The organism is Simiduia curdlanivorans (assembly GCF_030409605.1).
In the GTDB taxonomy this organism is placed as follows: Bacteria; Pseudomonadota; Gammaproteobacteria; order Pseudomonadales; family Cellvibrionaceae; genus Simiduia; species Simiduia curdlanivorans.
On sequence record NZ_JAUFQG010000006.1, the window covers coordinates 690,003 to 716,432 of the forward strand.

19 protein-coding genes and 1 riboswitch are annotated in these 26,430 nt (G+C 52.1%); of the genes, 8 read left to right on the forward strand and 11 right to left on the reverse strand.

The genetic code is table 11. The features are described 5' to 3' along the window. Window positions 1-150 precede the first annotated feature (150 nt). Window positions 151-2,295 (forward strand): extracellular catalytic domain type 1 short-chain-length polyhydroxyalkanoate depolymerase, encoded by a 2,145-nt coding sequence (locus tag QWY82_RS16880; protein WP_290264750.1) that lies wholly within the window; start codon window positions 151-153, stop codon window positions 2,293-2,295. Between the two features lie 160 nt (window positions 2,296-2,455). Here QWY82_RS16880 and QWY82_RS16885 read toward each other — a convergent pair whose 3' ends face one another. The 5 genes from QWY82_RS16885 to QWY82_RS16905 all read right to left on the reverse strand — a co-directional run bounded on the left by QWY82_RS16885 (window position 2,456) and on the right by QWY82_RS16905 (window position 6,874). Further along, window positions 2,456-3,934, reverse strand: coding sequence for a sensor histidine kinase (locus QWY82_RS16885; RefSeq protein WP_290264752.1), 1,479 nt, complete (start codon window positions 3,932-3,934; stop codon window positions 2,456-2,458). Continuing rightward, entirely contained in the window at window positions 3,931-4,665 is a 735-nt protein-coding gene (locus QWY82_RS16890) for a response regulator transcription factor (protein ID WP_290264754.1), read from the reverse strand. Before QWY82_RS16890 ends, QWY82_RS16885 begins: the two co-directional genes overlap by 4 nt. A 158-nt stretch (window positions 4,666-4,823) precedes the next feature. Next, window positions 4,824-5,561 carry a spondin domain-containing protein gene (locus QWY82_RS16895; protein ID WP_290264758.1) on the reverse strand — a complete coding sequence of 246 codons (738 nt, stop codon included), beginning with the start codon at window positions 5,559-5,561 and terminating at the stop codon, window positions 4,824-4,826. Between the two features lie 10 nt (window positions 5,562-5,571). Beyond that, on the reverse strand, window positions 5,572-6,294 hold the full coding sequence (locus QWY82_RS16900; RefSeq protein ID WP_290264761.1) for a spondin domain-containing protein: 723 nt from the start codon (window positions 6,292-6,294) through the stop codon (window positions 5,572-5,574). Window positions 6,295-6,472: 178 nt separating this feature from the next. After that, entirely contained in the window at window positions 6,473-6,874 is a 402-nt protein-coding gene (locus QWY82_RS16905; RefSeq protein ID WP_290264765.1) for an SMI1/KNR4 family protein, read from the reverse strand. Between the two features lie 388 nt (window positions 6,875-7,262). Between QWY82_RS16905 and sstT the strand changes: the two genes are divergently transcribed. The 6 genes from sstT (at window position 7,263) to QWY82_RS16935 (ending at window position 13,097) form a co-directional block, all read left to right on the forward strand. Next, a complete protein-coding gene (sstT, locus tag QWY82_RS16910) occupies window positions 7,263-8,468 on the forward strand; it encodes a serine/threonine transporter SstT (protein WP_290264768.1) in 1,206 nt (401 codons plus the stop codon). A gap of 80 nt (window positions 8,469-8,548) precedes the next feature. After that, window positions 8,549-9,940, forward strand: a complete 1,392-nt coding sequence (locus tag QWY82_RS16915; protein ID WP_290264771.1) for an alpha/beta hydrolase — start codon at window positions 8,549-8,551, stop codon at window positions 9,938-9,940. A gap of 85 nt (window positions 9,941-10,025) precedes the next feature. Beyond that, the gene (locus tag QWY82_RS16920; protein ID WP_290264772.1) at window positions 10,026-10,760 is read left to right on the forward strand and encodes an ABC transporter ATP-binding protein; all 735 of its coding nucleotides are present in this window, start codon (window positions 10,026-10,028) and stop codon (window positions 10,758-10,760) included. Next, window positions 10,757-11,923 (forward strand): ABC transporter permease, encoded by a 1,167-nt coding sequence (locus QWY82_RS16925; protein WP_290264775.1) that lies wholly within the window; start codon window positions 10,757-10,759, stop codon window positions 11,921-11,923. The genes QWY82_RS16920 and QWY82_RS16925 overlap by 4 nt, the downstream gene beginning before the upstream one ends. A gap of 29 nt (window positions 11,924-11,952) precedes the next feature. Continuing rightward, window positions 11,953-12,375, forward strand: coding sequence for a DUF1801 domain-containing protein (locus QWY82_RS16930; RefSeq protein WP_290264776.1), 423 nt, complete (start codon window positions 11,953-11,955; stop codon window positions 12,373-12,375). A 68-nt stretch (window positions 12,376-12,443) separates the two neighbouring features. After that, window positions 12,444-12,589, forward strand: a riboswitch (SAM-I-IV-variant riboswitch). A 142-nt stretch (window positions 12,590-12,731) separates the two neighbouring features. Next, the gene (locus tag QWY82_RS16935; RefSeq protein ID WP_290264778.1) at window positions 12,732-13,097 is read left to right on the forward strand and encodes a hypothetical protein; all 366 of its coding nucleotides are present in this window, start codon (window positions 12,732-12,734) and stop codon (window positions 13,095-13,097) included. A gap of 124 nt (window positions 13,098-13,221) precedes the next feature. Here the strand turns inward: QWY82_RS16935 and QWY82_RS16940 are convergent, their stop codons facing one another. The 6 genes from QWY82_RS16940 to QWY82_RS16965 form a co-directional block, all read right to left on the reverse strand. Beyond that, window positions 13,222-15,813: a TonB-dependent receptor plug domain-containing protein gene (locus QWY82_RS16940; protein WP_290264779.1), complete on the reverse strand. Its 2,592-nt coding sequence runs from the start codon at window positions 15,811-15,813 to the stop codon at window positions 13,222-13,224. A 175-nt stretch (window positions 15,814-15,988) separates the two neighbouring features. Next, the gene (locus tag QWY82_RS16945) at window positions 15,989-18,583 is read right to left on the reverse strand and encodes a TonB-dependent receptor plug domain-containing protein (RefSeq protein WP_290264780.1); all 2,595 of its coding nucleotides are present in this window, start codon (window positions 18,581-18,583) and stop codon (window positions 15,989-15,991) included. A 220-nt stretch (window positions 18,584-18,803) separates the two neighbouring features. Beyond that, window positions 18,804-21,656: a TonB-dependent receptor gene (locus QWY82_RS16950; RefSeq protein ID WP_290264782.1), complete on the reverse strand. Its 2,853-nt coding sequence runs from the start codon at window positions 21,654-21,656 to the stop codon at window positions 18,804-18,806. Between the two features lie 71 nt (window positions 21,657-21,727). Next, window positions 21,728-22,711: a FecR family protein gene (locus tag QWY82_RS16955; RefSeq protein ID WP_290264783.1), complete on the reverse strand. Its 984-nt coding sequence runs from the start codon at window positions 22,709-22,711 to the stop codon at window positions 21,728-21,730. Between the two features lie 54 nt (window positions 22,712-22,765). Continuing rightward, complete coding sequence (locus QWY82_RS16960) at window positions 22,766-23,332, reverse strand: RNA polymerase sigma factor (RefSeq protein ID WP_290264784.1); 567 nt, start codon at window positions 23,330-23,332, stop codon at window positions 22,766-22,768. A 148-nt stretch (window positions 23,333-23,480) separates the two neighbouring features. Continuing rightward, complete coding sequence (locus tag QWY82_RS16965) at window positions 23,481-24,374, reverse strand: LysR substrate-binding domain-containing protein (RefSeq protein WP_290264785.1); 894 nt, start codon at window positions 24,372-24,374, stop codon at window positions 23,481-23,483. Window positions 24,375-24,535: 161 nt separating this feature from the next. Between QWY82_RS16965 and QWY82_RS16970 the strand changes: the two genes are divergently transcribed. Then, the gene (locus QWY82_RS16970) at window positions 24,536-25,948 is read left to right on the forward strand and encodes an aldehyde dehydrogenase family protein (RefSeq protein ID WP_290264786.1); all 1,413 of its coding nucleotides are present in this window, start codon (window positions 24,536-24,538) and stop codon (window positions 25,946-25,948) included. The last annotated feature ends 482 nt before the right edge of the window (window positions 25,949-26,430 follow it).

Here is a 26,430-nt window from a genome sequence, read left to right on the forward strand (position 1 = left end):
CAAGTAATTTCAGCCTGCTAGGGTAGTTGTGCTACTAAAAACACAATAATCAGAGCAGATGACTGGACGCTAGCTATACGTCACAAGATAGCCAGCGGCACAGGAGTTCCGCCAGTATCGCTCTATAAAAATAATGAATGGGAGCAAGCAATGAAAATATCATTCGGCAAATTTATTTTGCCAATCGGTTTAGCTATGTCCGCAATTTGTACTTCCGCCTTTGCCGGCAGCTGGCAAAATAACGCCAGTATCGGCGGTTTTAGCAAAGTCCATATCTATACGCCCGATACAGTGTCCAGCATCGGCCAAGGTAAAGGCCTACTCATCGTCTTGCACGGTTGCACGCAAAGTATCGACGCCTTTAAAACCGCTAAATTGGAAACTGCCGCCGAAGCCTATGGCCTCGTTATTGCCGTGCCCGACGCGATGAACAAATCCGGCTTTAGCTGCTGGCATTATTGGGATAGCACTAAGTCGCGCAGCCACAAGGATTACAAAAACCTCATTAGCCTAGCCACAACCATGTCTGGCGACAGCAGCCGAAATATCGACAGCAACCAAGTTTACATCGCCGGGCTTTCCTCTGGTGCCGCTTTCGCCAACACCACAGCCTGTTTAGCACCGGACGTATTTGCCGGCATGGGTATCAGCGCCGGCCCGAGTATTGGCACTAGCTCCAGCGGCGCTATCTCCACCTGCGAGAGCGCCAACGTCACCTCCCGTTGCAACAGCTACGCCGGCAGCTATGCCAGCCACTTCACCACGCAAATTACTTCTATCGCGCACGGCGATGCCGACACAACGGTGAACACCTGTTACAACCAACAAAACGCCAGTGGTATGGCCGGTGTCTACGGCGTCAGCCAACTCAGTGGCAGCCAGGTGATTAGCGAAGGCAGCCGCAGCGCCGACCAAACTCTTTGGGCCGACGGCCGCGTTTCTATGTTGTGGCTTAATGGGCTAGACCACGCATGGTCCGGTGGCGCAGGCGCCTCGGGCAGTTACATTGGTAGCGCGAGCATTAACTACGCCAGCTATTTGGGTGAGTTTTTCAAAACCAACAACAAGCGCGTCAGTCGTAATCAAGCACCCACCGTTAGCAATTTGGTGACGAGCAGTAGTCAGGATTGGATTTTAGTGGACGGCGATGCCCAAGATACGGAAACCAGTGTCTCTAGCGTTAACATCGAGTTCAAACAATTGGGCTCCACTGCAGCCACGATCAATGTGCAAACACAAGTTGATGGCAGCGGTCACTTTAGCCTGAGCCGAAATGGTTTTGCCGATGGGCTTTACAACGTTTCTGTCACGGCAACCGATACCGAAGGCGCCGCCAGTGCGGTAGCGCAAAAGACCCAAAGAGTTGGCCCTGAGCCTGTCGCAACGGCGCCGACCTTGCAAAACATCACTGCGCAAGTAAACGGCCAGTGCGCGATTGTTTCGGGCGAAGTTTTTGATATCAACAACAATCTCGCACAGGTACAAGTGGCGTTTATTCAACAAAATATAAACGCCACAGTGAGCGGTACAAACTTCAGCGCACAGGCCTGTGGCTTGGCGGGTGGCGCACAAAATGCCACTGTTACAGCCTCTGATACCGGCGGCCTAAGTTCACAAGCTAGCGTAAGTTTTACCATCGACGCAGGTTCCACCGGTGATTACAATTTCCACATAAACGCCGGCCACATCACTTGGGGTAGTGGTTACTCAGCGTGCTATCTAGCCTTCAGTACCAACCCCTTCACCATGCGCGAAACCAGTGCCGGTAGTAACCAATGCAAATGGGTTGCCGATGGCCAAGCGTCTTGCGTGGGCCCTGCACAAACCTGTAGCGGAACAAGTACACCTGCCGACACAGATGGCGACGGCGTTGCCGACAGCGCCGACAACTGCCCGCTCATCGCCAATGCCAACCAGCAAGACAATGACGGCGATGGCCTCGGTAATGTGTGCGACAGTACGCCCAACGGCGAGCAGCAACCGACGGATTCCGATGGCGACGGCGTTGCCGATGCCCAGGACAATTGCCCTGCCATTGCCAACAGCAATCAACTCGATAGCGATTCCGACGGCTTAGGCGATGCGTGTGACAGCACACCGAACGGCGACTTTCAGTGTACCCAAACCACGTCGAGTAACTATGCACACGTGCAGGCAAATCGAGCTACCACGAGCGGCGGTTATGTTTACGCGAAAGGTTCGGGCACAAATATTGGCTTGTACAATATTTTTGTCAGCAAAACACTGGCGCAAACGAGCAGCGGCTTTTACATTCTAGGCAGTTGCCCAAACTAAAATAGCCATTGGGCCTGAGCGAGTTGTAAAAAACCGCCAGGTCCACACCCTACTCATAACTAAAACTCAGTCACAAAATCTACCGCCACACATTGATGCAGCGCGCAGCTTTGATGCCCTCTCACCGCTAACAAACAATGTATTCACAAACTAGCCAAGGCTAGGCTGCGTGTAACATAAACGCAAAACAACTGCCCTGCCCTAAGCGCGAGGTCACCTGAATATTGCAGCCATGCAAATCTAAAATCCGCTTCACGATAGCCAAACCTAAGCCCGTGCCTTGGTCAGATTCAACATTGGAACGCGCTACGCGATAATAGCGATCGAATAGTTTTGGCAACTCTTCCTCGCTCACGCCAACACCGGTATCGGCAACGCTGACCTGAATGTCGGCAACACCCGACTTCAACCCCAAGGTGACGCGGCCGCCGGCTGGCGTATAGCGCAAGGCATTGTCCACCAGGTTTTCTAACACCCGCTCTATCAGTGCAATATCGGCATCCACTTGAAACAAGCCACCGTCCACTTGAAATACCAGCTCAACAGTTCGGTCCTTTGCTTTCAGCTCAAATTTTTGCATCACATCTTGAAGCAATTCTGCCAGTGAAAAACGCTCCAACTTAGGCGCCACTCGACCCGCGTCTAGCTTGCTCAACTCGAACAGCTCACTGATAAGACGCCCTAAACCTTGGCAATGTTTATAGGCCGTAGACAAATACCGAGACCGCTCAGCCTCGGTCAGCTTTTGACCCGGTAAACTTAACACTTCGAGATAGCCCTGCATCGATGCCAGCGGCGTGCGCAAATCGTGAGAGACATTCGAGATCAGCTCGCGCCGCAGACGATCGGTTTCTTCTAGGCTGTGCATCTGCGCCTCAATGCGACTTTGCATGGCATGAAAAGCTTGGCTCATATGGGCTATTTCATCGCGCCCTAGCGCCAAGGTATTTTCACTCGATGCGGGCACCAATTGTTGCGCGCGGGCAAATTTATGCATATCCAAAGACAGTTTTCGAAGCGGTTTTGTCAGGCTACTAAACATTAAAAAGCCCACTGCCACAGCAAAACTCAACAGTGCAAATATCGCGCCGGCAGCTAATTGCAATGAATAACTTCCCTTCAGTGAATCGCCTAAGGTGTTATAGCGCTCGCCGCCGAGTATCACGTACAGGTAGCCTTCAGGCTCCTGCGCCGAGCCCACGGGAAAGACCGAAAATATTTTTTCACCGGTGACTGAACGCGGATCTGTGCCTAAAACCGTTGCCGCATCGGGCTCTGCCAACCAGTGTAGTAGCGGCGGCAATGCCACCTGAGCCCGTTTTACCGAGTCGGCGGGAACCCCCTGGGACAAAATACGCCCGTCGGCATCCAGTAAATAAACCTCAACAATAGGGTTGACCACCATCACCAAGCCGGCCAACTCTTGCATGGCAGCTTCGTTCACCACGCCTTGCTCTATGAGTGGCGCACGATTGACAATATACATGGCCAAACTGCGGTTTAGCTTTTGCGTGATTTCATCGTAATAGCGGTCACTGCTCCAAAAAATAAGCGATACATAACTTAAGCCAATCAAGCAAAACAACAAAATAAAACTTACACTCAGCCGCGATCTGAGGCTCCAGGCTCGCCAGTTCATAGCGCCTCCTGAAACTTATAACCCACACCCCAAACGGTCAAAATATATTTAGGCTGCGATGGGTCCCGTTCAATTTTGGCGCGCAATCGATTGATGTGGCTGTTGACCGTGTGTTCGTAGCCATCGTGACCGTAACCCCAGACTTCTTGCAGTAAATCCATGCGGCGAAAAACTTTACCTGGGTTGCTCACAAAGTAACGCAACAGATCAAACTCCTTTGCCGTGCAATCTATGTTTTGCCCTCGCACTTCAACCCGACGCTGCTGGCTATCAATCAGTACATCGCCCACGTGCAATAGGTTATCCACAGAATTTGGCGCGGGCGTCTGATGCATAGCCGCGCGCCTTAGTAGCGCCTTGACTCTCGCCACCAGCTCCAATGAGCTAAAGGGTTTGGTCAGATAATCATCGGCACCCAATTCCAAGCCGAGCACACGATCTAATTCCGTCGCGCGCGATGTCAGCATCAACACCGGCGTTGTTATACCCTTGGCGCGCAACTCACGGCAGACATCTAAGCCGTCCATACCCGGTAAACGCAAGTCGAGTAAAATCAGATCCCATTGTTGCGCAAGCGCGAGCGCAAGGCCCTCACTACCGCAATGACATTTGATGCATTCAGCCGACAGATCGCGCAATTGCAGCTGAACCAATTCCGCTAAATCCTTTTCATCTTCGATAATGAGAAAGCGTCGCTCCGGCGTTGGGTAGGCCAAAATTTTCGCGCTCATAGGCACTCCTTAAGCTGCAAGGTGAATGACATAGCTGACCAAAAACAGACAGAGAATTCGCTCGAGCGTGGTTTAGCTTTTTTGGCAAAAACCAAACCTAATACAACCCGAGCGAACAGCGCGATACGGCCATGGACGATAAATGCGGTTAAGACGCACTATTGCATGCGGGTAACCACAACCCTTAACACCGGGTTATCGAAGCGATGGGCATGGGTTAATACCGACGTCATCAGGCCTTCGTCGCTGGTTAATACTCCCGCATGCATAGCCACTTCATCGCGTATATCATCGCGCAGCGCATTAAAGCCCTCCTGCGCACCGCCGGCCGCCGCTGGGCCTGGCACCGTATCTGCCGACTCGGTGTTTGCCTCTGTACCGGCATCATAAGCCAGAGTGGTTAGCGACATTGAGTCACCCACGGCGAGGTTTGTTACATCCAAACCATTAAAGCCGGTGATGGCATCATTGGTATTGACCAACATAGTCACGGCACTTAACTGCACCGAGGCCAATTGCGCCGCATCAAACTCGGCACTCACCGTTAAGGTTTCGCTCACGCCTGGCATCAACACCCCGGCTCCACCCACGTTGTTAAAGGTCATGCTGTTGGCGTTCAATTGCGCGAGCAGGTCTGCATTGGCGCCGCTTTCCGCCAGCTGCTCCAGCGCAGCACTTGCCGCCGCGCCCACGGTCATCAAACGCACCGACTCATTGTGCAGGCTTGCAACCAATGGCGACACGGGTTGAGCATAGGTGAGGTTAGTAACCTGAATGGCATACTCGCGCATTTCGGTGCTCGGTTCAGGGTCGTCGTTCTTTGGGCAGCCGGCCAGCAGCGCTACCGCGCAGGTCAGCAGACTCCAGCGCCCAAGTAAGGTTAATGGCTTATTCATAGGTTTCTCCTTACTGCACAGTGACAGTGATGCGCGCCACAGGGTTCAACCAACGATGTGCCGTGGCACTGATATCGCTGAGGCCACCGGTTGCATCCATATCACCCAAAACACCGCGATGAATGTGCACGAAACCTTCAGCTGAGCCCGCCTGCCCGGTACCGTTCATGCCAATCTCGGCCTCCAGCGGTGGCGGCACAGGCATACCGGCTTGTCCGGGCATACCAGAGCCACGCAATTCATTATTGGCTTCGGTACCGGCGTCGTAGGCATTCAGGTTATAGGTATAGGTGCCCGGCTCGGTGGGCAGGGTTAAGCTATCGATACCAACAAAGCCATCGTTGGTGGGCAATAGCATGGCCACAATGGAAAGCTGGGTATTGGCAGCATTGGCGTCGTTATTGATCATCGCCGTCGTGCTAGCGCCCGGGAGCAATAATCCAGCGGCTGGGTTTGCCACCATATCTCCGGCCACGGCAGTAACCGCCGCCGCTAAACCTGATATATCCCCCCCTTCAGCCATGGCCTGTAAGGCACTGCTAGACGCCATGCCCGACTGAAACAAATGGGTGCTTTCGGGATGCGCGGCCACTAATAGCGGTGTGAAATAGGTGCCTCGGGTTAAGTTTTGAATTTCTATGGCGTAATCCGCTGCAACACTGGGGAGCGACGATAAACTCGCGGCCAGAAAAGCGAGCGGAGCGAAAAGCCGTGCGGTATTTTTTATTTGCATGAGACTGTCCTTGAGAATGCTGTTGATGAATGAGCTATCAGTCTGCTCTTCAAGCACAGCGCAATCCTCACAGAAGTATCACAAGAGAGTCACTTTTTTGTCGACCCAAGCGCGACAAGGCTAAGCCCATAAAAAAGCCCGCAGCAGCGGGCTTTTGAATTTTCACTTAAAGCTAACGCTAACTTTCCAACCAAACATCGCGCGCCCAGTACCAAATGGTTTCCCAGGTTTCGCCGGTCAAGTCGCCATCGGCCCAAAGTACCACTTCGCCTTCTGGCTCCAAACAATAGTACGCGTCTTGATGTTTACAAAAGGGCAGTAAATGCCGTGGCACACCGTCAGACCAAGCGGTGGCGCAAAGTTCAGGTAAGTAATTGTGTGCCGAAGAATCGGCAACAACGGCAGGCTCTAACGAGCCGACAATCACATCGCTAACTTCTAATAAAAATTCGCGATAATCGCGCGGCATAGGCAATAGAATTTGCTCCTCTGCCTCCACGGTCATTTCGTGTGTTGGTAGCTCCATACCCCAGGCAACGGCGGTATTGGCCTCGCGCAACATGTCAACAATTTCGTCCATAGCTCTCCCTCAATCTGGCGGCATTAAACACTATGCATTTAACAGCTGCAATCAAGATAATGTGTCGACTAAAAAGCACTCGACCGCGAGCACCGTTATCAAGCAACAAAGGCGCTGCCGGGTTTGCTTTAGCGCCGCAAGATTGACGCTAAAATACGGAAAAATTAGGTTAATATTGCTAAGAATCAGCTAATTTGCTGCTGTCTAGCCGACAACCATGGCATCCACCAAAATATCCTTGCGCAACAGGGCTAATGCCATTACTTTTGTTGCCAATCTCATTGGCTAAGGATAGGGCTCAAGCCTAACAACCGGTCAACAAATCTAAACCGACACCCATAGCTAAATCGATCATCAATAATTTATAACTTATAAAACAGGCGCGTACATGCAGTCGACATCGGTAATATCCCGCATTCTCAACACCAGCCTCATCAGCCAAATTGCCGTGGGCATTGTCGCCGGTATCGCACTCGGCCTAATCGCACCAAAGGGCGCCGAACAAGCTGCCATGCTAGGCAACCTTTTTGTTCAAGCATTAAAGGCTGTAGCGCCGCTGCTGGTGTTCATCCTTGTGGCCTCAGCCATTGCCAACCAAAGCAACACAGCCAAGGGGCAAATGCGCCCTATTATTGGCCTCTACCTCATTGGCACCTTGAGCGCTGCCATGATTGCCGTCGGCCTCAGCATGTTATTTCCAAGCGAATTAACCCTAACGCTCACCAGCAAAAGCTTAGATGCGCCACAAGGCGTGGGTGAAGTACTGCAAAATTTGCTGTTTAAGTTGGTCGATAACCCCATAAACGCGCTGCTTACCGGCAATTTCATTGGCATCTTGGTCTGGGGCATTGCGCTCGGTCTAGGCTTAAAACACGCACAGGCAAGCTCCAAACAAGTACTTGCCGATAGCGCTCACGCCATCACCCAAGTGGTGCGCATCGTCATTCGCACCGCGCCCTTAGGTATCTTTGGTTTAGTGGCCGGTAATCTAGCTGAGGGCGGCTTAGACGTTTTAGGTGGCTACCTACATGTGTTAGCAGTGCTGATCGGCGCAATGTTATTGATGGCGCTATTGGTTAACCCGCTCATCGTTTGGTTTAAAACCGGTGCCAACCCCTACCCGCTGGTGTTCACCTGCTTGCGCGAGAGTGGCATCACCGCATTTTTCACTCGCAGCTCTGCCGCAAACATTCCCGTCAACTTGGCGTTATGCGAAAAGCTGGCACTGGATAAAGATACCTACGCCGTTTCCATTCCACTGGGCGCCACCATCAACATGGCCGGTGCGGCAATTACCATTACGGTGCTAACCTTGGCGGCGGTTAATACGCTCGGCATTCAAGTGGATCTGCTCACCGCGCTACTGTTAAGTGTTATTGCCGCAGTTTCCGCCTGCGGCGCCTCGGGGGTAGCCGGTGGCTCGCTGCTATTAATTCCACTCGCCTGCAGCTTATTCGGCATTCCCGATGATGTTGCCATGCAAGTGGTTGCCGTCGGCTTCGTTATCAGCGTGGTGCAAGACTCGGCCGAAACCGCGCTCAATAGTTCCACCGACGTGGTTTTTACCGCCGCTGTTTGCCGAGCCAAAACCTAGCTTCATCGAATAGCCTGCCTAGACGGGGTCTAAATTGATAAGATTCAGGCCTCGCTTTCATAACACCCAAGGATTGCTGTGTGAAATTACTGATTGCCATCACGCTGACGCTGCTACTCTCGAGCCAGCCCAGTTTCGGTAACGAACTTAATAGCACCGAATGTCACTTAAAAGCCCTGCCCGACCTCGCCCAGTGCTTCAGCCTCGAGCGCTTAGAAAACCCCAAAGACCCGAACAGTAAAACCTTCACCCTGCATGCGGCTCGGTTAAATGCACTGACGCCCAGTCAAAAGTCACCCTTGGTTTTCTTGGCCGGCGGGCCAGGGCAATCTGCCATCGAGGTGGGCGGTCAAGTGGGGCTGGTATTAAAAGCGCTGCTCGCAGATCGCGATATCGTATTCCTTGAGCAACGGGGCACGGGCAGCAGTAACGGCTTCAAATGCGAAGCGGAAAACGAAGACATTTACGCCGACCTTTTCAATGCCTCCATCAGCCAAACTTTAGCTAAAACCTGCATTGAAAATTTTTCCGGCGATTTAAGCCAATACAACACGCCCAATGCTATTGATGACTTTGCCGCGATGGTAGTGGCCATGGGTTATGGCAAAATTAATCTGTACGGCGGCTCCTACGGCACGCGCGCGGCCTTGGTGTTTATGCGCGCCTACCCAGACTTAATTGATAGCGTTGTGTTAGACAGCATTGCGCCCGTGCAAACCATTGTTGGCCCCTTTGCCAGCCACGGTTATCGCGCCCTAAACCTTTTATTTGACGAGTGCGAAGCGACGCCAACGTGCAACAATTCGTTTCCACAACTGCGTCAGCACTACTGGGAACTTTGGCAGCAAGTTAAACGAGCACCGATCGACACCACCATTTTTCACCCCACCAGTTTGCAAACACAGCGTTTTCAACTCGATACCAGCAAATTGTTTCAACTCACCATCAGCAACCTCTACAGTCAACAACAGCGGCAATTGTTGCCGATCGTTATCAGCCAAGCCCAGCAGCAAAACTACGCACCCCTGGCAGGGCTACTCGCGGCCGGTGGCGATAACAGTATTTACACAGGTTTAATGGCAAACATTATCTGCAATGAAGACATTCGTCGCGCTACACCGGCACAACTGCAACAAGATACCAACACGCCCTTTGGCGATGTGTCGGTAAAATTTTGGCAAAGCCTGTGCGAAACTTGGCCTGAGTACAGGCTCGATGACAACCATTATCTTCCGGTAAAAAGCGATATTCCCGTGCTCGCGTTATCGGGCGAGCTCGACCCTGTCACACCGCCGGCTTGGGGCAATATTGCAGTTGAACACTTGCCCAATGCCACTCACCTGATAGCCAAAAATGCCGGCCATATCGTGGGTTTAAAAGGTTGTGGCCCCAAACTGGTTCGGCAGTTTTTTAAACCACCCGAACCAACCCCTCGACAATGCCGAGTGCCTAGCAACATTGCCGACGGTTAGATTTATGCGCAGTATTAATGCCCATTAATTAGCGATCATTACACAGCCTTCCCATGACGCCAAAACACGTAGGAAAGATGACACCATGTTAAACGTGCAATCGCTGACCAAACATTTCGGTAAACTTCGCGCTTTAGACAACATGAGCTTTTCCGCACTCGACGGCGAGATCACGGGCATATTAGGGCCTAATGGCGCGGGGAAAACCACCGCCTTGCGCATTCTCTACGGGCTATTAAAAACGGAATCAGGCCAAGCCTATGTCGATGACATTGATGTGGCAGTGCGCCCCATTGAAGCGCGCAAACGCCTGGGCGTATTTCCCGATAAGTTTGGCCTATATGAACGTTTAACGGCGTTTGAGCAGATTAATTATTTCGCCGGGCTGCACGGGCTGCATGGCGCTGAAGGCAAAGCCGCTACGCACAACATCATCACCCAATTAGCGCTAGAAGATATTGCACAGCGCAGGAGCCAAGGTTTCTCACAGGGCCAGCGCATGAAGGTGACCTTAGCGCAGGCGCTGGTGCACAGACCGCAAAATTTGGTGCTGGACGAACCAACGCGCGGGCTAGATGTTATGAGCACCCGTATCCTGCGCGAGCAACTCAAAAACCTGCGCGATGCCGGTCACTGCATTTTATTTTCCAGCCACGTCATGCAAGAAGTTGCGGCGCTCTGCGATAAGGTCATTATTGTCGCCCAAGGCAAAGTAATTGCCACAGGCACACCGCAGCAACTGTGCGAACAAACGGGTGAAACGCAGTTAGAAGAAGCCTTTGTAAAACTCATTGGTAGCGACGAGGGCATTGCCGCATGAATCGCATTTTCTACACTCTGCTCCATAAAGAAATTATCGACGCCTTAAGGGATAGGCGCGCACTCATGGGCGCACTCCTCTACGCCTTTTTTGGCCCTTTGGTACTGGCCGCGGCGCTCAACTTTGCCATCTCAAATAATGAAGAAGAGCTATCTCTGTATATTGCCATAGAGGGCGCAGCGAACGCGCCGGTTTTAGTCGAGCGCCTTGCACAGCAACGCATTTTTCAGCTCGGCACAGGCACTGAGAGCGACGAAAAGCGCTGGCGCGACAAGCCAATCACGCTGGTGATTCCCGATGATTATCAAAGCCAAATAGAACAAGCAAAAGCGCTGGCGCTGGTGTTAAAAATCAATCAAGCCGATAAAAATCGACAGGCAGCTAGCCATCGTATCAGAGCCGTGTTGCAACAATACGCCAACGAAGTAGCAACCTATCGGTTGGTATTGCGCGGCATTGATGCACATTTGCTTAATCCCTTTTCCATTGAGCTACAAGATCAAGCCAGCGCCCAGGAAAAGAGCGGTATCGTGATGGGTATGCTCGCGGTATTCGTGCTGATGAGCGTGTTTGTCTCGAGCACAAGCATCGCCATAGATACCTCAGCGGGCGAGCGCGAGCGACATTCGCTCGAACTTATTCTGACCCAACCCATATCGACCCAACAACTGATCGGCGCAAAACTGATCGCTGTTGCCATGCTCGGCACCTTGGGCGCACTACTTACCCTGTGCATCACCTCTGTGGTGATGGGTTTCGTGCCCTTGGCTAAAATGGGCATCGGCTTTGAACTCGAACCGCTCACCATCGCCACTATCATGCTGGCGTTATTGCCCTTGGCTTTTTTTGCCGCCGCGTTTCAATTATTTTGCGCCTTTCAGGCGCGCAGTTTTAAGGAAGCGCAATCTTATATTTCACTCACTATTATGGTGCCGCTCACCATACCCTTCGCCATTCAATTCATGCCCCACAAGCCGGAGTGGATCGACTGGGTGCCAGTGGCCAGCCAAAGTAATCTGATTGAAACCATTGCCAAAGGCCAAGCCATAGATCTGCTAGCCACCGCAACTGGCGCGGCGTTGACACTGGCGCTAGCGGCGCTGCTAGCGCTTTGGTTGACGCGTGCGCTCAAGTCAGAGAAAACCATTTTGTCTTTGAGCTAGACTTCAATAAAACCTTGTAGGTACACCTGATGATCTCGCTTAAAACTCAACCCTCCAAGCAAAGCGTTGTCGCGTTTATCCAGCGCCTCGAGCACGCGGTGCGACGGTCGGACGCATTGCAGTTATTAACGATTTTTCAGGATATTACCAGGGAAAAACCGGTCTTGTGGGGCGACAGTATCATCGGCTTTGGCAACTACCTCCACACAACCCTAAGCGGCGATAGTTACCCTTGGTTTTACACCGGGTTTTCACCGCGTAAACAAAACCTGACACTGTATATCAATTGCTCACTCAATGATGTGACGCCTCTACTCGCCGCACTAGGAAAACATAAAACGTCGGTCGCCTGTTTGTATATCAATAAATTAGCCGACGTTGATATTGCGGTTTTGAGGCAGCTCATCGCGAGCGAGTTTGCTCATCGCCAAGGCAAGAATCAATCTTGTTAGCTAGCCAGTTTATGGTGTGCAACTTCGTGCTATAGTCTTGACTTGTGCCGGCCACTGGCGGTAGAGTGCGCGCACATCAAGAGAGTGGCTGACGCCAACGCCAACCTGCCGAATCTGGGCAAGGTGGTACTCGAACCAACTTACTGGCAGTTAACTGCAAGTAACGCGGAACGAGATGCGGTCTGAAAAACTTCAGACAATCATGCAGAAATAGCTAGCACAAAGTACCTAGCTAACCGTCAGCCCTCACCTAAGAGGGTTTTTTTATGTGTTTTTTATCTGTAAACAATCTATTCCGAATGTGTAGCTGATAGTGCTTTATACCTATCCTTACTCATTTTTTTGGAATTTTTGACATGCCACTGCACGCTATCTCATCACAACTTTTAGGCCACGCAGCAAAGCCTGCGCACACCTTTACCGATCACTTTGTAGGCCAGCAACACCCCTTTTTCGGTATCACCAGCCAGCGCTGCCACACCCTGCTGAAACTGTCCAACTGGCAACAAAAGGGTATTCTTGAGGGGCACAACTATATTTTTGTGGCGCCAGCTTTTCAGGCCAAGGGCCGGCTAAAAGGTTATTGCATTAATCACTGGTCGCAGGAAACCCATGGTTTCGTTAGCCAAACCTTCGTCACAGAATTGCGCTTAGCCTTGGTACTGGCAAACAGTTTGGCCCAGGGGTTACGAATGTCTAGCTACAGACGCTTGGCCGCCTGACATTACACCCTTAGGGCAAAGCTCCGAACAATTCACGCCTTAAAATGACCGGTATAAAAAAAGCCCTCGCTCCCAATAACTGCAGCAGCTATTGGAACCGAGGGCTCGATAACGCTATCCCTTACTAAAAGCTGGCGTTTGCCCGCAAATACCAGTAAGAGCCATTAAAGCCGAAGGGCGACGTTACCGCATACTGCTGACCTAAAAAGTTTAGCGTGCCATTAGCTTCCTTATCTGGGTATTCATCCGTGATGTTTTCCCCACCAATGGATACCGAGTAATTGTCGTTTATATCCAGCGTAAACTGCACGTCCACTAGAATTGCACCACCGTAGCTAGCGGCATCAGATGCATCGCCAGGGCCAAATAAACCGCCTGTACTAGACCAGCCATCGTAGCGGTTGAAGCGCAGCAAACTGCTAAGCTCCATGCCGGCAACAGGCTGAACAAAATCAAAACTTAATACCGTGCTGTGATTGGGAATTTGATTTTCCAGATCATAGACTCTACCTGCATCAATGGTGCCCGCAGCCACATCAGAAACTTCCTGCGTGTTGTAGTTATGGCGGAAATCAATATCCAAATTACCGCCACCTATTTGGTGACCCGAGTGAATATTTAGATCAATACCGGAAACCGTCGAGGTAAATGCGTTAACAAAATAATTGCCATTGCTTCCCACCAAAAGATTCGCATCGGGAATACCGGCATCGACCAACAACTGCAGTTCATCCGCGCCAATGGTAAAGCTCTTCAGCGCCAATCGGTCATTAATTTCAATATTGTAGTAATCCAAGGTGACGTTGATGTTATCCATTGGCGTGTAAACCAAGCCCAAGGTGTAACTCACCGATTCTTCTGGCACCAGTTCTATCGCGCCCAACGCGCTGGCGATGGGGTGACTTACGGGGTAAGTGCCACTGGGCACAAGATTGCCCGAGGAATCAGACGTCGTGGTGACGTTTAAGGTATTCACCTGACCCGGGGTTGGCGCGCGGAAGCCCGTGCTAACTGTGCCACGTAAAGCAAAGTTATCGCTCACGTCAAAACGGGTCGACAACTTATAGTCGAGAGTTGAGTCATAGGCGTCGGAATCTTCGTAGCGCAAAGCAATAGCGCCGGACCAACGTTCGGTAATATCGGTTTCCAAATCCACATAGGCACCGTAGCTATCGTTTTCAAAAGATCCCGCCGACTCAGTTGGGAAGCCTTGGAAGCCATCCGATCCAACACCGAATTGTGCATAGGTTGGGCCTACCGCGATAGACGCCGCATCGCCCGCACCTATCTTGTAAGTTTCATTTCGCCATTCGACACCAAAGCCCAAGTTAAGCGGCGAGTCGTCCCAGGTTTTGACAAAATCGGCATTCACGCTGCTTTCTTGTTGGGTCAAGGTGCCTGGGTTAAACGTAGTGGGCGAAAGACGTCCCAAGCTTGGGTTAATACTATCTTCCAATACATAGGCGACCTCATTCTCGGCAGTGCTGCCACGTAGATCCCAGGTTAGATTCGGATTGAATTCACCTTTGGCGCCAAATACCAACGAGTAATCACTGATATCAGCACCGAACAATGGGCTATAGCCACCCGGAAATTGCGTGTGGATAGGGTTGAGTAGCGCATAACCGCTGATACTCGTGCTGTCTTCGGTTAAATAATCGGCTGGGTCTAAGCCGCGACCAAGAATTTCGCTAATTAGCGCATTACTCGCGCCGTCTGCAATGCCGTCACTGTTAGCGTCGATCATCAACGTGGTGCGCGGCGGGTTGGCAATATTGTCGGCGGCGGTGGGCAGCACGGGGCCACGGTAGAAAAAGCCAGACAGGGTTTGCGTATCCATATAGCTCGCGTGGCCATACAGGGTTACTTTGTCATTGAGGTCATAACCCGTATTAACGAATAGTTTTACCGACTCAATATCTGGGTCGCCCCAGCGCTGACCAAAACCGTTATAGGGCACCTGATCGGCACCAACAATCTCGGCAATAGCGGCAGCGTCTGGCCTGGCTGTACCACGACTCGTGATTTCAGAATTGTTGTACTCGGCAGTAACGTTGACAAAGCCCTGCTCACCCAGCGCAAAACCGGCATTGGCCGCCAGCGCTGTCCGCGCGCCATCACCCTCAGAGTACTCACCGTATTGGCCACTTAAACTAAAACCTTCATTGGCGTCGTCTAACACCAAATTGACAACACCGGCGATAGCGTCTGAACCGTACTGCGCCGACGCGCCATCGCGCAACACTTCAACACGCTTAATCGCGGCCGAAGGGAATGCAGAAAAATCCACGCCTTGCGAACCTTGGTTCACCGTGCCGAGGGGTGCCAGCTGTAAATTCACCAGTGCAGAGCGATGCCGACGACTGCCGTTAACCAGCACGAGGGTGTGATCTGGCGATAGGTTCCGCAGCGTTACCGGCCGCACAAACGCGGTGCCGTCGGCAATAGGAAAACGCTGGGTGTTGAGCGAGGGCATCACTTTCGTCAATGAATCGGTTAAATCGGTGGCACCTTGCTTACTGAATATCGAGCCACTTAATACGTCGATCGGAGAGAGTGTTTCCGTTGGCGACTGGCCCTCTTTACGGGTACCAATAGTCACCACCTCCTCAAGCAACTCTAAGCTCTCACCCTGCTGGGCAAAGCTGGGTTGTGCTATCACACCGGTCACCGCCAGTGCTAACAAGGATGGTTTCAAAGCCTGTATCTTTTTCATTGTTTGCTCCAATTTTTTATTTTGTTTTTATAACAGCTGTGTTGTAACTAAAACGCCCTCTTTCGAAGGCGCGGTAAGATTTAGTAAATCAATAGGGTGAAGTTACTTAGAAAAGGACGCACATGCCAGACTGGCCACGGGCGTCCATCCGTATTACAAAAACACACGTGTTTGTTTAGAAGCTGTAACTTGCTTTCATGTAATAGAAACTTCCGTTAATACCGAATGGCGATGTTTCATAGTAGTAAGCACCAGACCAAGAAGGCGATGGGTTACCATTAGCACCGGTATAACGCATTGGCTCCTGATCAAAAATATTATTTCCACCCGCTTTAATTGTGAAATTTTCATTGATGTTGTAAGCCAGCTCTAAATCAATGGTTACAGCTGGATCGCCTTTAATTGCATCCGAAGAGTCATCGGCGTGAATAGCCAAATACTCACCGTAGTAATTAGCGCGCAAGAAACCAGAGAAGTCACCCCAGTACTGCGCCCAGCTGATATTAGCTCGGTGATTGGGTAACTCCTCTTCCAAGCGCTGCACATCCCACGCACTGGTAATGGTATAGCTATCAACTTCTGTTTCGTTGTAGTTGTAAGCCATTGAGAAGTCGGCAGAACCACCGAACAAATCCGTACCGTAAGTCGCGACTATATCAACACCTTGAGTAGTAGTATCAAAATCATTGGTGAAGAAGTTGAAGTGGGTCAAGGTACCGACTAAATCAGCTGCAGGCATATCGCTCGGCAAGGTGGCACGAGTAGCGTCATCTAATAATTTAGAATCGGTTACGGTGATACGATCGGTGACTTCAATATGATAAAAATCGATGGTCAGATCTACATCGCCCAAACCAGCCACCAAACCTAAGGTAACGCTCTCCGATTCTTCAGGCGTCAGCGCTTGTGCGCCTAAAGCAACAGAGACGGGATGACTTGGCGCCAAGGTGGCAACGTTCATTAATCCAAAACCTTCGATATTAGTGGTTTGAGAGTTAACGACGTTGGTTTGACCGACGGTTGGCGCACGGAAACCTGTACCCATTGAACCGCGGAAGGCGAAATCATCGGTCAGCGACCAGTTAAACGTTAACTTGTAGTTGAGGGTGTCGCCAAAATCGGAGAATTCCTCATAGCGCAATGCACCGCCTATCAATAAACCACTGGTAACTTGATGTTCAATATCGGTGTAAAGCGCATAGTTGTTACGCTCAAAAGAGCCTGCTGAATCTGGGTGGAAACCAGGGAAACCGTGTGAACCAACGGTAAATACCGCCAAGGTATTCGTTGGGTCTGGATCACCGGAGATCACATTGTCCAATTCAGCGTAGCGCCCAGCCTTCCACGACGCTGTTTCGCCGGCAACAATTTGGAAGCTGTCTTCGCGCCACTCAGTACCGAAGGCGACACTGGTATCGCCGAATTGGTGCGAGAAGTCTATGTTTATAGTTTTTTCTTGCTGAATATATGAACCGGTATCGAAATTAGTGGGTGAATCTGGGCCCATGGAGGGGTTTAGCGTGTTATTTAAACCGAAGTTGCTTTCACTACGACCGATACCAGCACTGAAATCGTAGGACCAATCATTCATGAAGCCACCCTGGAAGGTGCCTCGTGTACCCGCTGTTAACGCGCTGTCGGTAACGGTGCCAACGAAGCGCGGTGTATAACCGCCGGAGTACAACTCATTGACAGACCAACAACTATCGGAAGCAATAATTGCCGCCAATAACGGATCAGTATCTGGGTTACCCGAACCAACTGGACCTGTGGCTAAGTTACAATTGCCATCCACGTTTGCAATCAGGCGCTGATTTATCAACGGACCATCACCATCAGGGTCCCAAGTAAATACACCTTGACGATTATTTGGATTACGGTAATAGAAACCACCATCAGCGCTACGGGTTGCATGATTACCAAATAGATAAGCCTCGCTGTCGTTGCCCAACTCTAAGCCGGCATTCACAAAAAAACTGACGTCATCATCTATCTTTGGTGAACCCCAGATATAAGCAGGATCTGGCACATTCTCTACGCCCGCAGCTTCAAGCGTGACATTCTGCGAAGAGCGGCCATTGCGCACAGTGTCATCCGCTTGGTTCCACTGCAGGCTGGCATTTACAAAACCACTACTGGTAAGTGGCATGCCGATGTTGGCCGCTATAGTTGTGGTATCTCCGTCACCTTCACCGTATTGTCCGTACTTCACCTCAACGCTACCGCCCTCGGCATCATCTTTAAGCACGAAGTTCATCACCCCAGCAATGGCATCCGAACCATATTGAGCCGCAGCTCCGTCGCGCAACACTTCAATTTGTTTAAGTGCGATGCTGGGGATAACCGATATATCAGGCCCTTGCGCACCTTTATTTAAACCACCGCCTTGGAAAACAATCACCGATGAACGATGACGACGCTTGCCATTGACTAGAACTAGGGTGCTGTCTGATGGCAATCCGCGCAGGTTAACGGGGCGAATAATGGATGCCGCATCGCTGATGGGCTGCGAGAGAACATTAAAAGACGGGATGGTGCCCTTCAGCAGCTCGAGCATGTCGCTACTACCCGACTTCGCCAGCTCATCGGCATTGATCACATCCACTGGCACTGGCGAATCCGTGGCTGAACGCGCTTTGGTACGAGACCCGACGGTGACAACTTCTTCAAGTAAATCCATATCCGTTGATTGCGCCACAGCCAAAGGCGTGCCCAGACTACCCGCTAAAGCAATGACAGACAGTGAAGTAAACAGGTGCTTGTGTCTCATAGTATCTCTCCCAGTGAGATAATTTTTATCTTATTTATTAGTCCTACGGGTAAAACTACCCATGTGAGAATAGTTCACCACTATGACTCCATACGAAATCCGGACAAAAAACCGCTATAGATAAATGAGTGAACAAATCAAACAATTATAAAAAGAGAAACCAATTAAGAGAAACTAGGACAAAAACACTAACAGACACAGAAAAATTAGGACATATATTTCACAACTGATAAACCGCACGAGCGTAATAGAAGGCGCCATTAATACCATAGGGCGAGGACTCCCAAGGGTATACAAAGCTGTTGCCGCTTATCTCGCCTAACAAACTGGGCTTGGCTAAGGGCTCTGGGTAGGTATTGAGCAAATTGTTGCCGCCGAGTGAAATTGAAAAACCGCCATTGAAGCGGTAGGAAATATCGGCATCCAACAACCAAGCACGGCCCGACTTGTGGAAGGTTTCGTCCACATCTGGCAGGTCGACGCCCAGCCCCGCCTCGGTGAAATAGCTGGTTTTAACCGAGCCAAAACGATTCAGCCTCACACTTGTAGACCAGCTGGCGTACTGCCAGTCGGCGCTCAACAAGAGGCGGCGCCGGGGCTGCCCCTGTTCAGTCAGCATCACCTGGGCATCAGAATACAGCTCGCTTGGTGCAAAGCCTTGCGGGCCATGCAGGGTTAAAACCCGAGTTCGATTGTAATGCCCAAGCAGTGAAAGTTGGGTCTGGCCCCAATCGTGGCGCCACTGATAACGCGCCACCAGATCGAAGCCGGTGGTGACCGTATCCATGGCGTTATACATAAACTGCACGGCACCAATGTTATTTCCCTGCGCCGCCAAGGCCTGTGCAAACGCGCAGTTGGGCAAACAGGCGCCCGGCTCTGCGGCAATCACATCACTCAGCGCTATGGCATCGGCCACATCAATGTGAAAGCCATCTAAGCTCAGAGACAACCCCTGCACCGGCTGCCAAATAGCGCCAATACTGGCATGCTTTGAGCGCTCAGCCGCCAAGGGCGCCACCCCCAACGCCTCTAGCACTTCGCTGTCCTCAGCGGCGTGTAGCGTATTGGTGAGCACGTCCGGGCCAATATTGGTGATCACGTGGGTAAAGCTGCGCTGGTTAATGCCCGGCGCTCGAAACCCAGAGGCCACCCCACCGCGCAACATTAATGCGCGCGTTAGTTGATAACGCAATGACAACTTGCCATTGAGGGTGCGACCCACATCGCCAAAGCTTTCCCATCGGCTAGCCAAAGCAATCGCCAGACGCTCATCGAAATCGATCTCTGCCTCGACAAACCAAGCCATGCTGTCGCGTTGATCTGAAACCGGCAAGCGGTAACCTGGGTAAGCCTGCATGCCCGCTTGGGCGCGACTTCTCGCCTGACCGTCGGCGCACACTAAACCGGTTTCTGTGGGGCATGGGTCGATGGGGCTGGGAATAAACAGGCTAAAGTCGTCCTCGGGGCCATAGGCATAAGAGGCAAATTCGCCCGTGGTTATCTGGTAATTTTCCCGCCGCCACTCGGCGCCGCCGGTCACCAATAACTCCTCTAGGCCTGAGGCATCCACCAAGCCACTCGCCACCACCGCATGCTGCAGCTGGCTGTATTTGAGCTCGCCATTAGTGGCGCTGGTGGGCGTCTGCTCGCCCAGTGACACATTGACAGAATAATCCGTGCCCTGAATAAAGCGGTTCTCACCCCAGCTCGAGCTGATATCTAGGCTCCACGCCTCTGGCAATTCGATCACAGCGCCCAGTGCGACGCTGTCGTCCTCGGAGCGGGTGCTTTGCAGCGGTAGAAAGCCTTCCGGGTCTAAACCCGGCAAATACCTAGCGCTGACAGGCGCGGTGCCATCGCTGGCGCCAGCACCGCGATAGAAGCCCGCCGACAACCCCGCGCGCCGCGCGCTGCCACCAAAGCCATAGACTTCAAGCTGCTCACTCAACGCCCATTGGCCATTGCCAAATAGATTCCAACTTTGCTGCTCAGTATCGCCAATGCGCATACTGACTCGCGCGGGCTCAAAGCGCTGATCCGGGGCGGCTCTGTTGGTGGCCGCCCTGTCCTGCACTTCCAAGGCGATAAAGGCACTCGCATCTGCACCCAGATCGAAGCCACCGGCAAGGCTGCTGATCAACGACTGGCCATCGCCCTCGTGGGTTTGACCGTATTGCACGTTCAATTCAGGGTCTTGCTGGCCGCTCTTCAGCACCAGATTCAACACACCCGCAATAGCATCCGAGCCATACAGGGCGCTGGCGCCGTCGCGCAACACTTCAACCCGCTCGAGCATCACCGTTGGAATGGCGTTCATATCGACCCCCGAGGAGCCTCTGCCGACCACCTGCTGAATATTGATCTGCGCCTGATGGTGCCGACGCTTGCCATTTATCATCACCAACAGTTGATCTGGGTTCATGCCGCGCATGGTGGCCGGGCGCACTAAATCGGCGCCGTCACTCACCATAGTGCGAGAAAAGTTAAAGGAAGGGGCTTGGCTTTGCAGCTGCTCGCCGAGCGACGCTGGCGCCGAGCGAGACAGTGAATAACCGTGCACGATATCGATGGGCACAGTGGACTGCAGCAGCTTGCGCGTGCGACTGCGGGTGCCGATGGTGACCAACTCCTCGATAATCGGCAGCGAGTCAGCAGCATCTGCGCCGACATCGTCGCGGCTCTGCCTTGCTACTGCCGCCTTTGAAGGCGCAACCGTTGCTACGGGTAAAGGCTCAAGTAAGTAGGTATTGGGCTCGAGCTCGCGTTTACGTAAAGGTTGGCCGGCGAGCAACATTTCCAGGGCCGCTACGGGTTCATATTGACCTATGACGGCACCGGCGGTTAAACCCGCCAGTTGCTCGGGCCTAAACACTAGGCGCACATCTGGCACCAGGGCTGCATAGGCCAACAAGGCGTCACTTAAGGGTTGAGATGGCAGGCTAAACTGATGCGGCGCGGCACTGCCCAGTGGCGACCACAGCAAAAACAACAGCAAAACGCGCGGTGCCATGCGCAATAGGGTTAAAGGCATGCGCGCTTGAACAATTCGAAGCAAGATTGACAGGTTCACGGTGTCTATTTTTAGGGTTATACCGCTGGCAGCAGGTGCGACTAAAAGCCTACCTACTGTTGCATTTCAGATCATTCTACCGCGTCTGGCGCAGAACGATAGAGCAAGGTCAATAATGGCGTTAATTGAACCGCTTTTACGGCAAAACCAGCTTCTAACATACTCACCGCAGCAGGTGTATCGCCAGTGCTAAAGGCACCACCCACACGCACCGAAGACAGCTCTGAATCGACAATCACCATATGCTGGTAGCTATAGCGATTCATTTCTTCGACAAACTCCGCCAAGGCGACGTTGCTAAAAAACAAGCGCTGCTCGCGCCAGGCCAGAGCTGCCACTACATCTTCGCTGCGCCGCTCATTGATTAAGCCAATCTGATCGGCCAACTTAATGCTCTGGTTCGCGGCCAAACGCTGTGGCTCGCCAACCTTACCGGTCACGTCCACCAAGCCTTCGGTCACTAACACCGACGCCGCGTCATCGCGCAACCTGACATTAAATGCAGTACCCACAGCCCTGGCCTCGCCCCGTGCTGTTTCTACGATTAAGGGGCGATCGGGATTTTTAGCGACGTCGATGAATATTTCGCCACTGCGCAGTACTAGCCGCCGCTCGGCCTCGGTAAACGCTATATCAACTTCCGAACTGGCATTTAAGGTCAGCTTGCTGCCATCCTGCAGCTCGACCGTTTTAATCTCGCCAATACCGGTTTGAACGTCAGGGCTAAGTATCCAAAAACTCATCGCAAATAAGCAAAAAGCAAACGATGCTACCCGCAACCAAGGGCGCTGAACTGGCTCCGCTGGCCTGTCTAACACAATGGACGCGCGCACCGGTAGAGACTGCACACTCGGCGCAGCCATTAAATTTTGCACCGCCACTTGCACTTGGAGCCAGTCTTCCCGCGCCTGTTTAAACGCTAGGCGATGGCAAACATCGGCTTCCAGCCACTGCCTTAAAAGCTGCGCTTGATGGGCGTCCAAGCCGTCGGCCTGACGCTCTGCCCAGATACTCGCCTGCTGTGCGATATCGTTATTGTGAACAAGTTGAATCATGCTATTTCGTTATCGTTGTTAATGAGGCCTTTCTAGCTATCGCGTAATTCATGCTTAGCCAAGAGGCTTTACTAGGCGCTGCCGGCACTGTTTCATACCCATGGCAATATGCTTCTCAACAGTACTTACGGATATGCTCAGCTTTTCCGCAATATCTTTTTGTGACAATTGATGTATTTTCCGCATCACAAAAACCCGCCGGCACTGGCTCGGCAAACTTTCAATTGCGCTATTCAAGGCTTTGACAGCCTCGGCGTCGATAACCTGCTGTTCCGGTGTCGGCAGCGGGTCTAACAGCTGCTCCACGTCCACATCTTGGTCAACCTCACTGACGCGCTTATGGCGCACGCGATCAATGATTAGGTTGCGGGCAATGGTAAACAGGAAGTTTTTTGCTGTGGCGAGCTCGATCCGATCCCTATGGCGCTGAAACCGCTCATAGGTTTCATGCATTAGATCGGCCACATCCTCTTGCGAGCGAACTTTAGACCACATGTATCGCTTCAGCATGGCGCTGTACTGTTCGAAAATCGCGGCTACCTGCTGGTCATGTGCACGCCCACTCACTACATCGCGTTCGCACTGACTGCCGCCTTCTGCTGTTGGCTGCTGCAATGGCACTCTCTCTCGTTGCTTGCTCTGATTATTGTTATATCAGCTCGAGCCGTTAACCGACCCTAACTTAAGGTGAATCTACGTCCACCTGAGACAGCTACATAGAACTATGTACATAGAACGAAGGTACCTTAGCATGGTTGTCAGCGCCAAATCACGCATTATGCGCCAATTGCACCAACCACTGTCGGAACTCGCCCACCGGGCTCTGATCGGCCACATCGACGTCTGATAAGAGGTAGTAACCGCCGTCGCAGGGAAGCCGCTCACCAAGCTGACACAGCTCGCCCTGTTGAATCCGGTCGGCAACAAAATACCAAGGTAATACCGTCGCGCCCATGCCTTGCAGCGCCGCTTGCAACAGCAAGGGAAAGGTTTCGAAGCGCTGGCCCGGTAAGCGCCCAATGGCTTGGGCGCTCAGCCCGGCTTGACGCCACCAATAGGCGGTCGAGGACTCGGGGCTGGTGTGGTGCAATAAGGGGTAGCGCTGCAACTGCTCGCGGTTATCAATTGCCCCCCAGGTGGTCAACAACCGCGGGCTTACCACGGCCACCAACTCGTCGCCCATCAAATAATCGACCCGCATACCCGGCCCATCGCCCTGGCCAAAAACAATAGACAGATCGCACGCCAACTGCCGCCGGTAGAGTTTATGTATATCTGTCATCAAGTGAATACTGGTATCTGGGTGCGAATCGGTATAGCTGGCAAGCGCTGGCAAGAGCCAATGGCTGGCCAAAGCGGGTTCAATGCCGAGCACCAATTGCACCCCCGGTCGAAACTGGCGCGCCTCCTCGGTGGTTTGCAACATTAGCTGCAGTAGCGGGGCAATTTGCTGATAGTAGCGCTGCCCTACCGGGGTCAAGCGCAAGCGTTGGCGCACCCGCTCAAACAGGGTCTGACCTAAGGTCTCCTCCAACTGCTTGATCTGCCGGCTCACCGCGCTCTGAGTAAGACAGAGGTGTTCGGCGGCCTTGGTGACATTATCTAATTCAACAACCGAGACAAAACACTGCAAACTGGCGGTTGACGGTAACTGACCTCGCATCTGGCACCACTTCATGCATAAATGGAATAGGTTTAGCAGACTAAATCGTTTTTAACCGCAACGCCAGTAAGCGTAAGCTGACATCTTTGGGGCATAGTCTGCGGCACCGAAAGCGACTAGGCTTTAGCGCATTAATATCCGGTTAAAGAAGGAGTAGCTTCATGAAGGTTTACGACAGTTTTTATATCGACGGCAAATGGGTCAAAGCCCTCGGCAAGGAAACCTTCGCGGTGATCAATCCGGCCACCGAGGAAACCATTGCGAGCGTGCCCATGGGCAACACCGAGGATGTCGACCGCGCCGTGGCGGCGGCGCGCAAAGCCTTTCCTAGCTGGTCCAGCACCAGCGCCAAACAACGCTGCGACATTATCAACAAAATTGCCGCGTTAATGACCGAGCGCCAGGCCGAATTAGTGAGCGCCGTCAGCAGCGCCATGGGTTGCCCCAAACACCTGACGCCCGACTTGCAAGTGAAGGGCCCAACTTTTGCGATGGCTAACTTCGCCGAGCGCGCCTTCAAGATGGAAGAGACCCGAGAGGCCGGCAACTCACTCATTGTCAAAGAGCCCGTGGGCGTATGCGGATTCATCAACCCGTGGAATTACCCGCTGCACCAATTTGTCGGCAAAGTCGCGCCCGCCTTAGCGGCTGGCTGCACCATCGTGATAAAGCCGTCCGAACAAACGCCATTACAGGATTTGGTGATGGCGCAAATCATGCACGACGCTGGCGTCCCTGCGGGCGTGTTTAATCTGGTTATTGGCGCCGGACCAATTGTCGGCGCAGCACTCAGCAGCCACCCGCAAGTGGACATGGTATCGTTCACCGGCAGCACCCGCGCCGGCAAGATGATTGCAATATCCGCCGCTGAAACCGTAAAACGAGTGACCCAGGAACTCGGCGGGAAATCACCCTACATAATCACCGCCGATGCAGACTTAGACGCCGCCGTAAAATACGGCATCGACGATGTGATGATCAACACGGGACAAACCTGTACCGCCCTAACCCGTATGCTAGTACCCCAGAGTCGCTACGAAGAAGCCGTAGCGCTGGCGAAAAAACACACCGAATCTCTGACGGTAGGTTGCGGCGAAGACGCATTCGTTGGCCCAATGTCTTCGGCTAGGCAACAGGCAACCGTATTGTCCTTTATTGAAAAAGGCATTGCTGAAGGTGCTCGGCTGGTTACCGGCGGCACGGACATGCCGGAACATTTAACCAAGGGGTTTTATGTTCGCCCCACGGTGTTTGCCGATGTTAACAATCAAATGACCATCGCCCGCGAAGAAATTTTCGGCCCAGTGCTGTGTATGATTCCCTACGACACCCTTGAGCAAGCCATTGATATCGCCAACGACACGCCTTACGGTTTATCCAGCGGCGTATTCGCCAAGGACAAAGACAGCGGCGTCGCCATTGCGCGCCAACTGCGCGCAGGGCAATGCTATGTTAACGGCGGAAGCTTTAATTATTTGGCGCCCTTTGGTGGTTACAAACAGTCGGGCAACGGACGGGAATTTGGCGATGAAGGCATGCATGAGTTTATTGAAACCAAAGCCATGCAACTTTGAGTAATCATTCAATTTACTGGGCGCTGAGGCGCCCTTTTTCATTTAAAAGCCAGCAAAAAGGCAAAATGGTACGAATGAACCAACCTGAGTGAGATTTTCTTTGTCCTAATAAGCAACGGGAATTATTTCAATCACCATCTGCACAAAACAGCCTAAAAAACCACCGTCTCCGTTCGAAATTACACATATAGTTAATTAGAGGACTTTAAAATGCTTTTTAGTCGTCTAAATTAATATATCGTCGTCTAAATCTTTTTGTTTGTGTTAATGACGAGCACGGCGCTAAAAAAACCGCTTTCTTTAGAGCTAAAACTGTTAGTAGAACTTGATTTTCTAGAACTGATTCACACATTATCTCGGCTGGGGTTATACTCCGCCCTTGCACAGAATTGCACTACGGAGATAATGAGCTTCGTTCTACATGTAGTACAAGAGCACTAATAGGGATAGCAGCCAAGTGGCCTAGCCGGCATTTGGGTTTG

What these genes read in the sequence shown, in the direction of transcription:
- QWY82_RS16895 (WP_290264758.1), bottom strand. Translation starts at nt 5,561, where the DNA reads ATGAATAAGCCATTAACCTTACTTGGGCGCTGGAGTCTGCTGACCTGC.
- QWY82_RS16920 (WP_290264772.1), top strand. Translation starts at nt 10,026, where the DNA reads ATGTTAAACGTGCAATCGCTGACCAAACATTTCGGTAAACTTCGCGCT.
- QWY82_RS16890 (WP_290264754.1), bottom strand. Translation starts at nt 4,665, where the DNA reads ATGAGCGCGAAAATTTTGGCCTACCCAACGCCGGAGCGACGCTTTCTC.
- QWY82_RS16900 (WP_290264761.1), bottom strand. Translation starts at nt 6,294, where the DNA reads ATGCAAATAAAAAATACCGCACGGCTTTTCGCTCCGCTCGCTTTTCTG.
- sstT (WP_290264768.1), top strand. Translation starts at nt 7,263, where the DNA reads ATGCAGTCGACATCGGTAATATCCCGCATTCTCAACACCAGCCTCATC.
- QWY82_RS16965 (WP_290264785.1), bottom strand. Translation starts at nt 24,374, where the DNA reads ATGCGAGGTCAGTTACCGTCAACCGCCAGTTTGCAGTGTTTTGTCTCG.
- QWY82_RS16970 (WP_290264786.1), top strand. Translation starts at nt 24,536, where the DNA reads ATGAAGGTTTACGACAGTTTTTATATCGACGGCAAATGGGTCAAAGCC.
- QWY82_RS16880 (WP_290264750.1), top strand. Translation starts at nt 151, where the DNA reads ATGAAAATATCATTCGGCAAATTTATTTTGCCAATCGGTTTAGCTATG.
- QWY82_RS16955 (WP_290264783.1), bottom strand. Translation starts at nt 22,711, where the DNA reads ATGATTCAACTTGTTCACAATAACGATATCGCACAGCAGGCGAGTATC.
- QWY82_RS16885 (WP_290264752.1), bottom strand. Translation starts at nt 3,934, where the DNA reads ATGAACTGGCGAGCCTGGAGCCTCAGATCGCGGCTGAGTGTAAGTTTT.
- QWY82_RS16905 (WP_290264765.1), bottom strand. Translation starts at nt 6,874, where the DNA reads ATGGACGAAATTGTTGACATGTTGCGCGAGGCCAATACCGCCGTTGCC.
- QWY82_RS16925 (WP_290264775.1), top strand. Translation starts at nt 10,757, where the DNA reads ATGAATCGCATTTTCTACACTCTGCTCCATAAAGAAATTATCGACGCC.
- QWY82_RS16945 (WP_290264780.1), bottom strand. Translation starts at nt 18,583, where the DNA reads ATGAGACACAAGCACCTGTTTACTTCACTGTCTGTCATTGCTTTAGCG.
- QWY82_RS16930 (WP_290264776.1), top strand. Translation starts at nt 11,953, where the DNA reads ATGATCTCGCTTAAAACTCAACCCTCCAAGCAAAGCGTTGTCGCGTTT.
- QWY82_RS16940 (WP_290264779.1), bottom strand. Translation starts at nt 15,813, where the DNA reads ATGAAAAAGATACAGGCTTTGAAACCATCCTTGTTAGCACTGGCGGTG.
- QWY82_RS16935 (WP_290264778.1), top strand. Translation starts at nt 12,732, where the DNA reads ATGCCACTGCACGCTATCTCATCACAACTTTTAGGCCACGCAGCAAAG.